Annotated in this window: 18 protein-coding genes; 9 read left to right on the forward strand and 9 right to left on the reverse strand. The window is 67.4% G+C overall.

Annotation, left to right across the window (positions count from 1 at the left end; translation table 11 throughout):
* Positions 1-49: 49 nt before the first annotated feature.
* Both ychF and ASF63_RS01530 read left to right on the forward strand, forming a co-directional pair.
* On the forward strand, positions 50-1,123 hold the full coding sequence (gene ychF / locus ASF63_RS01525; protein WP_056508713.1) for a redox-regulated ATPase YchF: 1,074 nt from the start codon (positions 50-52) through the stop codon (positions 1,121-1,123).
* A 97-nt stretch (positions 1,124-1,220) separates the two neighbouring features.
* A complete protein-coding gene (locus tag ASF63_RS01530) occupies positions 1,221-1,439 on the forward strand; it encodes a hypothetical protein (protein WP_056508715.1) in 219 nt (72 codons plus the stop codon).
* Positions 1,440-1,543: 104 nt separating this feature from the next.
* Here the strand turns inward: ASF63_RS01530 and ASF63_RS01535 are convergent, their stop codons facing one another.
* Together ASF63_RS01535 and ASF63_RS01540 are read right to left on the reverse strand one after the other, a co-directional pair.
* The gene (locus tag ASF63_RS01535) at positions 1,544-1,834 is read right to left on the reverse strand and encodes a hypothetical protein (RefSeq protein ID WP_235560661.1); all 291 of its coding nucleotides are present in this window, start codon (positions 1,832-1,834) and stop codon (positions 1,544-1,546) included.
* 148 nt (positions 1,835-1,982) lie between these two features.
* The gene (locus ASF63_RS01540; RefSeq protein ID WP_056508717.1) at positions 1,983-2,762 is read right to left on the reverse strand and encodes an alpha/beta fold hydrolase; all 780 of its coding nucleotides are present in this window, start codon (positions 2,760-2,762) and stop codon (positions 1,983-1,985) included.
* Positions 2,763-2,846: 84 nt separating this feature from the next.
* Here ASF63_RS01540 and ASF63_RS01545 point away from each other — a divergent pair, with 84 nt between their 5' ends.
* On the forward strand, positions 2,847-4,613 hold the full coding sequence (locus ASF63_RS01545) for a GNAT family N-acetyltransferase (RefSeq protein ID WP_056508718.1): 1,767 nt from the start codon (positions 2,847-2,849) through the stop codon (positions 4,611-4,613).
* Between the two features lie 63 nt (positions 4,614-4,676).
* On the opposite strand, the gene ASF63_RS01550 is transcribed toward ASF63_RS01545, so the two are convergent.
* The gene (locus tag ASF63_RS01550) at positions 4,677-5,015 is read right to left on the reverse strand and encodes a hypothetical protein (RefSeq protein ID WP_056508720.1); all 339 of its coding nucleotides are present in this window, start codon (positions 5,013-5,015) and stop codon (positions 4,677-4,679) included.
* 146 nt (positions 5,016-5,161) lie between these two features.
* On the opposite strand from ASF63_RS01550, the gene ASF63_RS01555 reads away from it, so the two are divergent.
* From ASF63_RS01555 to ASF63_RS01570, 4 genes are read left to right on the forward strand one after another with little or no spacing between them, the layout of a single operon-like run.
* A complete protein-coding gene (locus ASF63_RS01555; RefSeq protein ID WP_056508722.1) occupies positions 5,162-5,722 on the forward strand; it encodes an alpha/beta fold hydrolase in 561 nt (186 codons plus the stop codon).
* Between the two features lie 4 nt (positions 5,723-5,726).
* Positions 5,727-6,263: an isochorismatase family protein gene (locus ASF63_RS01560; RefSeq protein ID WP_056508724.1), complete on the forward strand. Its 537-nt coding sequence runs from the start codon at positions 5,727-5,729 to the stop codon at positions 6,261-6,263.
* Positions 6,264-6,290: 27 nt separating this feature from the next.
* Positions 6,291-6,551 carry a hypothetical protein gene (locus tag ASF63_RS01565; RefSeq protein ID WP_056508726.1) on the forward strand — a complete coding sequence of 87 codons (261 nt, stop codon included), beginning with the start codon at positions 6,291-6,293 and terminating at the stop codon, positions 6,549-6,551.
* A gap of 12 nt (positions 6,552-6,563) precedes the next feature.
* On the forward strand, positions 6,564-8,228 hold the full coding sequence (locus ASF63_RS01570) for an ABC-F family ATP-binding cassette domain-containing protein (protein WP_056508729.1): 1,665 nt from the start codon (positions 6,564-6,566) through the stop codon (positions 8,226-8,228).
* 19 nt (positions 8,229-8,247) lie between these two features.
* Here the strand turns inward: ASF63_RS01570 and ASF63_RS01575 are convergent, their stop codons facing one another.
* From ASF63_RS01575 to ASF63_RS01585, 3 genes are all read right to left on the reverse strand, one after another.
* Positions 8,248-8,592, reverse strand: coding sequence for a LysR family transcriptional regulator (locus tag ASF63_RS01575; protein ID WP_056508732.1), 345 nt, complete (start codon positions 8,590-8,592; stop codon positions 8,248-8,250).
* A 130-nt stretch (positions 8,593-8,722) separates the two neighbouring features.
* Positions 8,723-9,022 carry a hypothetical protein gene (locus tag ASF63_RS01580; RefSeq protein ID WP_056508735.1) on the reverse strand — a complete coding sequence of 100 codons (300 nt, stop codon included), beginning with the start codon at positions 9,020-9,022 and terminating at the stop codon, positions 8,723-8,725.
* 76 nt (positions 9,023-9,098) lie between these two features.
* Positions 9,099-9,572 (reverse strand): GNAT family N-acetyltransferase, encoded by a 474-nt coding sequence (locus ASF63_RS01585; protein WP_056508737.1) that lies wholly within the window; start codon positions 9,570-9,572, stop codon positions 9,099-9,101.
* Positions 9,573-9,734: 162 nt separating this feature from the next.
* Here ASF63_RS01585 and ASF63_RS01590 point away from each other — a divergent pair, with 162 nt between their 5' ends.
* On the forward strand, positions 9,735-10,277 hold the full coding sequence (locus ASF63_RS01590; RefSeq protein ID WP_056508739.1) for a Dps family protein: 543 nt from the start codon (positions 9,735-9,737) through the stop codon (positions 10,275-10,277).
* A gap of 18 nt (positions 10,278-10,295) precedes the next feature.
* Here ASF63_RS01590 and ASF63_RS01595 read toward each other — a convergent pair whose 3' ends face one another.
* On the reverse strand, positions 10,296-10,826 hold the full coding sequence (locus tag ASF63_RS01595) for a DUF6328 family protein (RefSeq protein ID WP_056508741.1): 531 nt from the start codon (positions 10,824-10,826) through the stop codon (positions 10,296-10,298).
* 111 nt (positions 10,827-10,937) lie between these two features.
* The gene (locus ASF63_RS01600) at positions 10,938-11,519 is read right to left on the reverse strand and encodes a 1-acyl-sn-glycerol-3-phosphate acyltransferase (protein ID WP_056508743.1); all 582 of its coding nucleotides are present in this window, start codon (positions 11,517-11,519) and stop codon (positions 10,938-10,940) included.
* Between the two features lie 93 nt (positions 11,520-11,612).
* Between ASF63_RS01600 and ASF63_RS19265 the strand changes: the two genes are divergently transcribed.
* Complete coding sequence (locus ASF63_RS19265; protein WP_200933952.1) at positions 11,613-11,756, forward strand: hypothetical protein; 144 nt, start codon at positions 11,613-11,615, stop codon at positions 11,754-11,756.
* A 26-nt stretch (positions 11,757-11,782) separates the two neighbouring features.
* On the opposite strand, the gene ASF63_RS01605 is transcribed toward ASF63_RS19265, so the two are convergent.
* Entirely contained in the window at positions 11,783-13,261 is a 1,479-nt protein-coding gene (locus ASF63_RS01605; RefSeq protein WP_056508745.1) for a DHA2 family efflux MFS transporter permease subunit, read from the reverse strand.
* Between the last annotated feature and the right edge of the window lie 7 nt (positions 13,262-13,268).

Raw genomic sequence — 13,268 nt, forward strand, 5'->3', positions numbered from 1 at the left:
CCGCCTTTCCGCAGGGGCGGAGCATCTGCGACAGGTAGACTCGACCCCCGTGGCTCTCACTATCGGAATCGTCGGCCTGCCCAATGTCGGCAAGTCCACCCTCTTCAACGCTCTGACCAAGAACGACGTGCTCGCGGCGAACTACCCGTTCGCGACGATCGAGCCGAACGTCGGGGTGGTGAACCTGCCCGATCCTCGTCTCGACAAGCTCGCCGAGATCTTCGGCAGCGAGCGCATCCTCCCCGCCGCCGTGTCGTTCGTCGACATCGCCGGCATCGTGCGCGGCGCGAGTGAGGGCGAGGGCCTCGGCAACAAGTTCCTGGCGAACATCCGTGAGGCGGATGCCATCGCTCAGGTCGTCCGCGGCTTCGCCGACGATGACGTCGTGCACGTCGACGGCGCCGTCAACCCGGCATCCGACATGGAGACGATCAACGCGGAGCTGATGCTCGCCGACCTCGAGACGGTGGACAAGGCGATCACCCGTTACGAGAAGGAGGTTCGCGGCAAGAAGATCGAGCCGGTCGTGCTCGAGACCGCGACTGCAGCGAAGGATGCTCTGGAGCGCGGCGTGCTGCTGTCGGTCGCCGGCATCGACCTGACGCCGATCCGCGAACTGGGCCTGCTGACGGCCAAGCCCGTCATCTTCGTCTTCAACGTCGATGAGGGCGTGCTCACGGACGACGCACGCAAGGCGGAGCTCGCGGCACTCGTCGCCCCGGCCAAGGCGATCTTCCTCGACGCGAAGATCGAGTCCGAACTGATCGACCTCGACCCTGAGGATGCCGCAGAGCTTCTCGCGTCGACCGGTCAGGACGAGTCGGGCCTCGACCAGCTCGCCCGCATCGGCTTCGACACGCTCGGTCTGCAGACATACCTCACGGCAGGCCCCAAGGAAGCCCGCGCCTGGACGATCCCCAAGGGTTCGAAGGCTCCGCAGGCCGCCGGTGTCATCCACACCGACTTCGAGAAGGGCTTCATCAAAGCCGAGATCGTGTCGTTCGACGACCTCGTCGAGACCGGCTCGGTCGTCGAAGCCCGCTCAAAGGGCAAGGCACGCCTCGAGGGCAAGGACTACGTCATGAAGGACGGCGACGTGGTGGAGTTCCGCTTCAACAACTGAGCGATGGTTCCGATGTCTGCGCAGGGTCCTCTCCAATCTCACCTCACTGGCGGCGGTCGGGCGACGACAGTCGGAATCGCGGGTGGGGTGATCTGCGATGACTGCCGACATGCGGTGGAAGAACGAGGCCGCGTTCGAATCGGACCTGCGCACGGCGGATGAGGATCGTCTCAGGGCGATCCTTCATTGGGCGGCCTCGGGCGAGGCCCGCACATCCAGCAACGGCAGGCACAACAGCCCAAGTACGCGGCGCGCTTGGAAAGCGCGCCGACAGGCCGTGGAAGGCGAAATGACCAGGCGCGGGATGGAAATCTGATGTCCGCGCGAGACGTGGTGGAGTTCCGCTTCAACAACTGAGCGGGGTCCTGCCCAAGTGCTGAGGAGATCGGCACCGGCTCGTACGAAGCCGCGGGTCGCGAATCAGATCTGGTCGCTACGTCGAGCACGCACGGTCCAGCCGACCTGCACCAATGCCTCCGCAAGCCGGTCGGCGGCATCGCGCGCGACATCGAAGCTTGCGTCTGAGCAGACGTCGATGGCGATCGGCGGCGGATCGGCGAAGCGTGGTATCTGCACCTCTGCCCAGGCGTTGGGCGAAAGAGGTACCCGAGGAGACGCGGTGCGTGCGTCTCCGATGGCACTGTCCGCCACGAAAGCGATGACGTCCAGCGCATGGAGCTTGGTGATCGGCATGTCCACGACGATGGTCACGGCGAAAGTCGCGTTTGCGGTATCCCCGAACTCTGGCCTCACCGCATGAAGATATCACTGCGCTGTCGGAGCGAGGGCGAGAACTGGTGTCACTCGACCTCTGACGATCAGAGCGCTGTCGCGAGCGAACTCGGCGCGAACAGCCGGTCTAGCCGTGCCGCTCGACGTCCTGACGCAAGACCTCGGGCCACCCTTCGACGTCCCCTGGGGTGCGGGCGACCGTCAGGGTCGCGTGCGGGAGCAGCTGGGCGAGGTGTTCCGCAGTCGACAGTGGGTGGCCCGGATCGTCCACCCACGCCAAGATCGTCGTCGGCACATCGATCCGCGCGATGTCCTCAGGTGCCGGCAGATCGCTGAGCGCCGCGCCGCGAAGCAACGACGGCAAGAGGGCATCCGCGACGTCGGGCCATGTCTCCGGCGCGGCGACAGTGGCCGGGGGCGGCGTCGATCCGCGCGTGCCGGCGAGGAACGCCTCCACACCATCGGCTTCGATGAGCGCGGCCGCCGCCCGGTAGATCGCGGCCTGATCGGGTCTGGTCTCCCACGCGGTGGGCGGCACCATGAGTGTGAGCCCGATGAAGCGGTCCGGCTCGATCGTCGCAGCATGCAGAAGCGTCGCGGTGCCCATCGAGGGGCCCACTCCGTGCACGCGCTCGCCCGGGAACCACTGATCGAGCACTCGCAGAAGATCGTCGGCGAGGTTCTCCCAGCGATAGTCCTCAGGGACCTTCCTCCCGGTCGACCGACCGTGGCCGCGTGCGTCGTACCGCAGCAGTCGAGTTCCGCTGAGTCCTCGACCGAGGTCGAGATTGAGCACCCTGTCGCGGGCCCGGCTCGATGTGAGACCGTGCAGCTGGACGACCGGGTGTCCGCCCTCGTCGCTCAAGGCGACAGCCAGCTCGGCTCCGGGTACCTCGAATGTGGGCATCAGGCTCCTCGATCGGTGACTGACCGCGTCGGGTCGGGCAGTCGTGGAGTTTTCAGGTTATCTGGGGCCGATAAGGTGCTACCCATGCGACTGACCAACGTCACGCACCTCCGCCTCCCGTTCGGACGGCTCTGGGGGTACGACGTGAGCGCGTCTGCGCTCGGACGGCGCCTCCCCGTGTCGTTCGATCAGCGACTCCATGTCGGGGCGGGCGATCGACCCGGCTCGTGGATGGCGTTGTCCTTCCGGCTGCCGGCACAGACTCGTCGTGAGTCGATCGCCGATGCCTGGTTGGCTGTCGTCGCTCGCCATGGCACGCTGCGATCGGCATTCGCGCTCGGCGCGGATGGCGATCCGGAGCTTCACGAGATCGAGGTCGGCCCCGGAAGCTGGGTAGAACACGAGGTGGGCCCCGGTCAGGCGGTCAACGACGCGTTGCGGGACATCCTCGATGCCGCGTGTTCGCCGTACCGACGTCCGTCTCACCGGCTGTGCGTGTTGGAGACTGCTGCGGGGCTCACGGTCGTGATCGCGGCCGATCATGCGCACGTCGACATGTGGTCGATGCTGGTGATCGCGCGCGACCTGCTGTCTGCGCTCGACGCGGGAAGGGCCGGCGCGAAGCCGATGCCCGGGCCAGCGCCCGCCTTCGTCGAACACACGCAGGCACTGCTGGATCGGGATGCCGCACCCGATCGCGTCCGTCAGCGGTGGGAGGCCATCATCGCGGACAGCGGCGGCGTCATGCCGCAGTTCCCGCTGTCGCTGGGGTCTCCCGAGCCGCATCGTGAGCGCGTGGAAGTGCGCGATGTGTTCGACGTCGACGACGCCGCCGCGTTCGCTGCACAAGCCCGTGACGACGGCGTCTCTACCCTCGCACGCGCGGTCGTCGCGATGACTGCGGTGACCCGCGAGCTGGCGGGCACGGCGTTGCGAGCCGTCTTTCCCGTGCACAGCCGCTTCGAGGAGAACTGGCACGACTCGGTCGGCTGGTTCATCACCAACTCCGTCCTCGAATCGGAGCTCGCCGAACCGCACGCGGCGGCGGCAGCGGTGAAAGAGGCGGTGCAGCTCGGTGCCTGGCCGCTCGCAGATGTACTCGCGCCGTGGGGCGGGATGCCCGTGGCTCCCGGGATGTTCGCGATCTCGTGGCTCGACCTGCGCAGACTCCCCGTGCGGATCGATTCCGTCGGGCTCGACGCGCAGTACGTCAGCGCGGCGACCGACACCGACGGTGTCATGCTGTGGTTCATCCTGGACGAGTCCGGTCTGCACCTGAGATGCCGTTATCCCGACACCGCCGAGGCTCGCGCCAACGTCGGTGGCTGGCTCGATCTGCTCGTCGCCAGGTTGCAGGCGGACGCGCGGTCCTCGGTTCGCGGGCGACTTCAGGTCGCGGGCCGCACCTTCCGGCTCGAGCGCGCGAGCCGCGAAGACATCGAGGCCATCGCAGCGCTGCTGGGCGACGACCAGTTCGGTCCAGATCGTGAGGGCGTCGAGCTCGAACGATATGAGGCGGGCTTCAGCGCGGTCGCTCGCGATGCATCCAACTATCTGGGGGTCGTCCGCGACAGTGCCGACCACATCGTCGGCACCATGCAGCTGACCGTGATCCCGGGGCTCTCTCGCGGTGGTTCGACCCGCCTGCAGATCGAGGGGTTGCGAGTCGCGCCAGGGGAACGGTCACAGGGCCTGGGCGCGGCGATGCTCGAGTGGGCACACGAGTTCGGGCGGGCACGGGGAGCGCGACTGTCACAGATCACCACCGACGAAGCGCGGGATCGGACTCGCGCCTTCTACACCCGACTCGGGTATGAGACTGCCCACGTCGGGTTGAAGCGGCACCTCTAGCGGCGCACGGTGTGCCTGCCTGCCTGCCTGCCCGCAGCAGCGCCGGCGGACGGGCGGATGCTGTCAGCTTCGCGCCCATCGCCGTCGTGGTGGCACCTCGCTCCACCGCCGACGATCGATCTCGGTCCTGTCCGCATGCCGGAGGATGGGGTTCCCACGGATGCAGAGCCCCCAGAAGAGCACGCGGCCGCAGTCGAGGCACTCCACGAAGCTGACGATCGTGTACTTCAGATCCGACTCGAGCAGGGCGATCATGTCCTCAAGTGGAACGTCATGACGCAGCTCGCGCATCCTCCCGCTGTCGACCCTCCGGATCAACGCCTCCGTCGTCGCACCGATATCCCACGGCAGCGTGCCGATGCCCGGCACCCCGGCTGAGTCACAGGTCTCGCAATCGTCCACGGTCCCAGTCTGGTCGAGGAGATCCGCAGTCGGCGCTGCGTGTGCGCATCTGTAGGCCTCCGGCGCGGAGCGCGACGGTCGCGATGAGACGCGCTCGACTACGCTGGAACACGACCCCTGAACGCTGAACGAGGAGCCGCGCGCCCATGACCGACACCCAGATCTTCGAGCCAGAAGGCCGCGCCATCCCCTTCGTGGATGAGGGCGACGGGCCGGTCAAGCTCGTGCTGATCCAGGAGCAGGGGCTCGCGGCCGACGTTCTGGGCGTCGCCGCACACTACCTCGCCGAGGAGGCAGGGTTCCATGTGCTGCGGATCGGCCACCGAGCCGGCGAGGCGACGCTCGACGAGCGCGTCGACGACGTCGTCGACGTGATCGACCACGTCGGCATCGACGACACCTGGGTCGGAGGGCACGGATTCGGTGGAACCATCGCTCGGGCGCTGGTCGCCGCACACGTCGACCGCGCGAACGGACTCCTGCTGCTGGGTGTCGAAGACGTCGACATCGAGGTGGCGCCCGCGATTCCCGTGCTGATCGTGCAGGGAACCGAAGACACCGACACTCCCGCCGCGAACGCCGAGGCGCTGCAGTCCGCGATCCCCGACCGCTCGAGCATCAAGACGATCGCTGGCGATCACCTCTTCCCGATGCATCACCCGATCGAGACCGGCGTGATCATCGAGGAATACCTGGACTGGGACTGAACCGATGGCCTCGGGTGAGCGCACCGTCGTCCTCGCGATCGACCTGCAAGCAGGGGTGATGCCCGGATGCCACGACGAGCACGGTGTGCTCTCGCGCGCTGCGGCGCTGGTCGATCGCGCTCGGGCCGCTGACGTTCCGGTGGTCTGGGTGCATCACGACCCCGTCGGAGTGGGAACACCCGAATGGGAGCTCGCGGCGCCACTTCACCGCGCCGAAGGAGAGCCTCTGGTGCGCAAGAGCTACCGCGACTCCTTCGCCGACACGACGCTGAGGGAGACGCTCGACGAGCTCGGAGCGACGCACCTGGTGATCACCGGGGCGCAGTCGGATTTCTGTGTGCGCACCACTATGCAGCGTGCTGCGGCGGAGGGCTACGACGTCACGCTCGTGAGCGACGCGCACACCACCGTCGACACCGAGTGGGACGGCGTGCTGATCTCGGGAGAGCAGATCGTCGCACACACGAACATGTACTTCTCAGGACTGCGGTATCCGGGCCAGCGGTTCGCGATCGCCACGCACGACGAGGTCGCGCTCTGAGGGCGGGTCGCGCTCTATCCTGATCCCGTGACCCAGTACGCCGCATCGGCCAAGACGAACGTGCTCGCCCTCGTCGGCTTCATCGCCGCATTCATGATCCCGCTCGCGGGCGTGATCCTGTCCGTGTTCGCCCGGCGTCAGCTCGATGCGCCGGGCAACGCCGAAGCCGGCCGCGGACTCGCCCGCTGGGCGATGGTGATCGGCATCCTCGGCACGCTCGCTCAGATCGGCTTCTTCATCATCTGGTTCTCGCTGTTCTTCCGTGCGGTCGGCGGAATGGCTTCCTGACAGACTGGTGTGATGACCGCTACCCTCGTCGCCCAGAATCTGGCTGGTGGCTACGGTCACCGCATCCTCTTCGAGGGCCTCGACCTGACCGTCGCTCCCGGTGACGTCATCGGCGTCGTGGGCGCGAACGGCGCAGGCAAGTCCACGCTGCTTCGGATCCTCGCGGGGGTTCTCGCTCCCGCCGACGGAACGGTGTCCCTCGCACCGATCGACGCCTTCGTCGGCTGGCTGCCGCAGGAGCACGAGCGTGTCGAGGGTGAGACGGTGGCCGAGTACATCGCGCGTCGGACGGGGTGTGCCCAGGCGACGCAGGAGATGGATGCCGCGGCTGCCGCCCTGGGAGACCCGTCCCTCGCACCCGCGGGAACGGATCCGGCCGACACGTACTCGCAGGCACTCGATCGATGGCTCGCCAGCGGCGCGGCCGACCTCGATGAGCGCATCCCCGCGGTGCTGGCGGACCTCGGCCTCCCGAGCGGCGGACGCGTGGCCGAGGACGCACTCATGACGGGACTGTCAGGAGGTCAGGCCGCACGCGTCGGGTTGGCCGCTCTGCTGCTGTCGCGCTTCGACATCGTCTTCCTCGACGAACCGACCAACGATCTCGATCTCGACGGCCTCGACCGGCTGGAGTCGTTCGTGCGCGGGCTTCGCGGTGGCGTCGTGCTGGTCAGTCACGACCGGGAGTTCCTGGCGCGAAGCGTCACCCGGGTTCTCGAGCTCGACCTCGCGCAGAACTCCCATCGAGTCTATGGCGGCGGGTACGACGCGTACATCGAGGAACGTGCGGTCGTCCGCCGTCATCTGCGGGAGAAGTACGACGAGTTCGCCGACAAGAAGGCCGATCTCGTCGCCCGTGCCCGCACGCAGCGCGAGTGGTCGAGCCAGGGCGTGCGAAACGCGATGAAGAAGTCTCCGGACAACGACAAGATCAAGCGCAAGGCGTCGATGGAGTCCAGCGAGAAGCAGGCGCAGAAGGTGCGCCAGATGGAGAGCCGGATCGCGCGCCTCGACGAGGTCGAGGAGCCTCGCAAGGAGTGGCAGCTCGAGTTCACGATCGGCTCCGCACCTCGCTCGAGCACCGTCGTGTCGACGCTGAACTCCGCGGTCTTAAGGCAGGGCGATTTCACGCTCGGTCCGCTGTCGCTGCAGGTCGATGCGGGCGACCGCATCGGGATCACCGGGCCGAACGGAGCGGGGAAGTCCACTCTGCTGCGCGCGCTCCTCGGGCGACAGGCGCCCGTCGAGGGGACCTCGACCCTCGGAAGCAGCGTGCTGATCGGAGAGATAGACCAGGCGCGCTCGCTCCTGGTCGGTGAGGCTGCGCTCGCCGATGCGTTCGAGGCGCTCGTACCCGAGATGGCGTCGGCCGAGGTGCGGACTCTGCTGGCCAAGTTCGGTCTCAGGGCCGACCACGTGACGCGGCCGGTGGACGATCTCTCACCGGGGGAGCGCACGAGGGCGGCACTCGCCCTGCTGCAGGCGCGCGGGATCAACCTGCTGGTGCTCGACGAGCCCACCAACCACCTCGATCTTCCGGCGATCGAACAGCTCGAGCAGGCCCTCGAGTCCTACACCGGCACGCTTCTGCTCGTCACGCACGACCGTCGGATGCTGGAGGCGGTGCAGACGAACCGCCGCTGGAGCGTCGAGAACGGACAGGTCGAAGAGCGCTGAGTCTCGGTGCCTCGGAAGCTCAGCGACCCTGGCGCTTCTTGTACGGCTTGGGCTGCCCCTTGACGATGGGCGCCCGTCCCTTGCCCTTGGACGCCCTGGCTTTACCGCCCGCCGGAGCCGCGGTCTTCGGGGCCGGCGGGGGAGCGGCGGCGACAGTGGCTTGAGCCTCGACGAGGAACAGTTCACCGACGCTCGTCAGGCGAGGCGTCCCCTCACGGTTGATGAGCGTGTGGCCCACCTCTGCTTCGAGCTTGTCGAGCGAGGTGTAGAGCGACGCCAGCGGGATGCCCAGCTCCTTCGCGGCTCGGGGGAAGTGCAACGTCTCGGCGAGGACGACGTAGCGACGGAGCAGTGCCAACTTCATGCGCGTGAACGGTCCTTCTCGAACCACGACGATCGCGGCTCTGGTTCTAACCTACGCGAGCCGGGGGCGCACACACTCCGGACGCACGGATGCCGCGGCTCGATGAGCCGCGGCATCCGGGGAGTCTTCGTCAGGCGACCTTCGGGAGAACGGCGAAGGACACCGAGCCTTCGTCGTCGACGCCGGCATCGAGGACTTTGTCGTCGAGCGCGGCGGCGGCCGTCTCATCGAGGAAGAGACGGGTGCCCGAGACCTCTACGACCTGATCCTCAGGCTCGGGATCGGGCGTGACCAGGACGGCGAGGCGCGCACCGCCGTCGGGTCCGGGTGCGGGCGTGGAGTGAATGCGGAGCCCTGCGTCGGTGGCGTCGGTCTGACGGCTGACGAGGGTGTTCACGATTGCGGTGGCGTTATCGGTGAGGGTGAGCACGAGACTCTCCTTCCGGTTGCGGTCACGACGCGGGTGCGGCGTGTCCGGGCCACGATTCCCCACCCGGTGACGCGTTTCAACCCGACGCGCCCGGTTCGGAGGGGTCTCCCACCTGATGCAGAGGTTTTCTCAGGAAGACCTGTTCCGTCCCGTCGCCGTCGGGCACTCTTACCGTCTCTCGGTAACCGCACGCTTCGTACAGGCGGATGTTCGCCTCGCTCAGGCTGCCTGTGAAGAGCTCCGCCTCCGCAGCCGCGGACGAGCGCTCCGCCGCGTCGAGGAGAGTCCGGCCGATGCCCTCGCCCTGCATGTCGGGCGCGATCGCGATGCGGCCGATGAGCAGTACGCCGTCGTCCTCGACGTACCGGATCGCGCCCACCAGACGGCCGTCGATACGAGCAGTCAGTCCGTTGCCCGCTCGAAGCTCGGCCTCGACCTCTGCGAGCGTCTGCGTCAGCGGCGGCATGTCGGCACTTCCGTAGATCTGCGCCTCCGAGACGAAGGCCGCACGCTGCAGGGTGAGCACCTCACCGGCATCCGCTTCGGTCATCGGCGCGATGGCCGCCTCTGGTTCGTCGCTGCCGGTCTGGTCGTGGGGTGTCGCTGGTTCAGTCACTGCGCCACGATCAGGCCTGCACCGGTTGACTGTCAACCCCCTCGAACGCGGAAGCCGCGGAGACTACCGTCGCAGGCCAGACCCCAGGAGGATCCCATGGCTGAGAACACCAAGTCCAAGACAGGCAGCACGTCCAAGCGCGGCGCGAAGACCACGAGGCGCCAGAACGCCGAGAAGGGCTTCACCGCCTCTTCGACGCTGGCCGCCAACCTGCAGGTCGTGCTCGTCGACCTCATCGAGCTCTCGCTGCAGGGCAAGCAGGCCCATTGGAACGTCGTCGGACGCAACTTCCGCGACACCCACCGTCAACTCGACGAGATCATCGATGCCGCGCGCGCGTTCAGCGACACGGTCGCCGAGCGCATGCGTGCGCTGCACGCCGTGCCCGATGGACGCACGGACACGATCGCCGAGTCGACCTCGCTTCCGGCGTTCCCGATGGGTGAGGTGTCGACGACTGACACGATCGACCTCATCACTGCGCGCCTCGAGGCCACGATCGGCACGATCCGCGACGTGCACGATGCCGTCGACGAAGAGGACCCCACGTCGGCCGACATCCTGCACGCTGTCCTCGAAAGCCTCGAGCAGTTCGCGTGGATGGTCAGCGCCGAGAACCGGACCCCCGCCGGGCGTTGAGCGCTCGGGGGCTGTCTCTCAGCGCCGGTCGTCCGCCCCGCCTCGCTCGCCCTCGCGACGAACGAGGCGGGGGAGGACGGCCCAGAGGAGGAGCACCCCCACCAGTGAGGCGACGAGCGCGATGAGCCCCGCGGCGCGATTCACTGTGAAGTCGATGATGAGGGTCGTGACGCCGATCGTGAGGGCTGCGATAGCCACGAGATCGATCTTGACGATTCGCGCCGCCACCCGCACGAGCTCCGGTTTGCGGCGCCGGCCGAACAGCGCCCTGTGCATGCCGACCGGGGCGAGTGCCAGGATCGTGGCCACCGCGGCGAGAGCCACGAGCACGACGTACACGTCTCGCTGAAACTCGTCCATGTCCTCGAAGCGAGGCGTGAATGCCACGGCCAGGAGGAAACCCGTGAGTATCTGCGTTCCGGTCTGCATCACCCGCAATTCTTGGAGCAGTTCCTCCCAATTGCGGTCGGCGCGTTCGTTGCGGGTCTCATCGCGTCCGTCGACCAGGTCATCGCGTTCGGCGGCAGGCAGCCGCTCCTCGGGTTCCATGTGGTCAGTCTCGCGGGGGAAGCCGGATGCTGTCCAGGCTCTTGCACGACGATCGATCACCAGGCTCGGGCGGAGGTCGATGCGGCGGACGATGATCGATCCGGGCCGCGGTCAGCTGTCGCCGGCCGGGTTCTCTTCTCGCAGGCGCGGTTCCGTGCGGCGTTCGGGGCGCACCCCCGCCTTATCTGCGTAGAAGTCACGGATCCGATCCATGTCGGCCGGGATATCGCCGGTCAGGTCGATCGTGGGTCCGAGGCCGGTCGTCATCGTGGTGCGGTCGACGAACCCGAGCGTGACCGGCATACCGGTCTCTCGAGCGATGCGGTAGAAGCCCGACTTCCAGTACTCGTTGCCTCCACGGGTGCCGTCGGGGGTGATGACCAGACCGAACACGCTTCCCGAGTGGACCTGTGCCACCACGTCCGTGACGACCCGGGCCGGGTCCGCTCGGTCGACGGGGATGCCGCCGAGGCGGCGCATGATCGGACCACGCCATCCTCGGAAGAGGCTGCTCTTTCCGAGCCAGTGCACCTCGATGTCGAGGCGCCAGGCGATGGCCAGCATCAGCACGAAGTCCCAGTTCGATGTGTGCGGCGCACCGATCAGGATCGTCGGACGGGTGGGCGTGCCCTCAGCGGTGAGGGCCCAGCGGCTGAGCGTCCAGTACAGGCGGGCGATGAGTCGTTTGAGCACTCGTCAACCGTAGGGGAGCGCGGCTGTCCGTCCGCTGTCGATCGGCGTGTCGATTTCCGCGCCATCCGGTCGGAGCAGGCGTAGCATCTAATGATGGCCAAGACACAGGACTCCGTCGAGCAGGACGCACCCACCGCGCTCCAGCCGCTGCCGGACTCTCTGAACCTGCTCGAGAACGACTCCGCCGGGTACTGCAGCGGCGGCGTCTGCCACTTCCCCGCGCCGAAGACGCAGTAGCCGGTCAGACGCCGCCGTGGCGGTGATCAGTGTCCGCCGTGCACTCCGCCGGCGATGTCATCGGCAGGCTTGCGCACGAAAGCGCTGAGCGCGACGGCGGCGAGCGAGATGATCGCGGCGATCAGGAACGCCATCCGCGCACCCGGTGCTCCGGCCGCAGCCGTCGGCAGCCCTTCGGCCTCACCGGCGTGCAGGATCGCCGAGTAGGTCACGGTGAGCACGGCGACTCCTGCCGCTCCGCCGACCTGCTGGAGCGTGTTGAGCACAGCCGATCCGTGCGAGTACAGCGACCGCTGCAGGGATCCGAGCGAGGCGGAGAACAGCGGCGTGAACGACATCGCGAGTCCGACCGACATCGCGGCCTGCACGATGATCAGCACCCACCACACGGTGTGCTCGCCCACGGTCGAGTAGTAGAACAGGGCCGCTGACACGAGAATCGTTCCGGGGATCAGCAGCGGTCGCGTTCCGCGTGCATCGTACACGCGGCCCATGATCGGACCGAGCAGACCCATCAGCACGGAACCCGGCAGCAGGATGAGGCCGGACTCGAGGGCATTGAGGCCCGCGACGTTCTGCAGGTACTGGGGCAGGAGGGTCAGCGTGCCGAACATCGACAGCGCGAGGATCGTCATGATGATGACCGAGAACGTGAAGTTCGCGGAACGGAAGACGCGCAGGTCGAGCAGTGCGTCGTCGATGCGCTGCAGGAGGAGCTGACGCCACACGAACAGCGCGAGCGCGACGGCGCCCACGACGAGCGCGACGATGCCTGCGGTCTCGCCGGATCCGCCCTCTCCGCCGAACTGGCTGAGACCGAAGACGATGCCACCGAATCCGAGGGCCGCCAGCGGGATGGAGAGCACATCGAGCGGAACCTCGCGGGTCTCGCCGAGGTTCGTCATCCACTTGACGCCGATGAGGAGTGAGATCAGGGCGATCGGCAGGATGATCGCGAACAGTGCGCGCCAGTGCAGCGTCTCGAGCACAGCGCCGGCGATCGTCGGACCGATCGCGGGAGCGAGAGAGATGACGAGACCGACACGGCCCATCATGCGACCGCGCGACTGCGGCGGCACCACGTTCATGATCGTCGTCATGAGCAGCGGCATCATGATTCCGGTGCCTGCGGCCTGGATGACGCGGCCGGCGAGCAGCACCTCGAAGCCGGGCGCGACCAGCGCGACCAGCGTTCCGAGCGAGAACGAGATCATCGCGGCGATGAAGACCTGGCGCGTCGTGAAGCGCTGCAGGATGAAACCGGTGGTCGGGATGACCACGGCCATGGTGAGCATGAACGCGCTCGTGAGCCACTGCCCGAGTTCGGGCGGGACGCCGAGATCCGCGTTCAGGTGCGGGATTGCGATTCCCATCGTCGTCTCGTTGAGGATGGCGACGAAGGCAGCGACGAGAAGGAGCCAGATCACGCGCATGTCGCTGCGAGAGATCTCCCCTCCTGACGACGCAGGGGGCGTGGTGATCGAACCGGTGTCGACGGCAGACATACGGCCT

Origin of the sequence: Microbacterium sp. Leaf320, from assembly GCF_001423485.1 — a bacterium.
GTDB lineage: Bacteria > Actinomycetota > Actinomycetes > Actinomycetales > Microbacteriaceae > Microbacterium.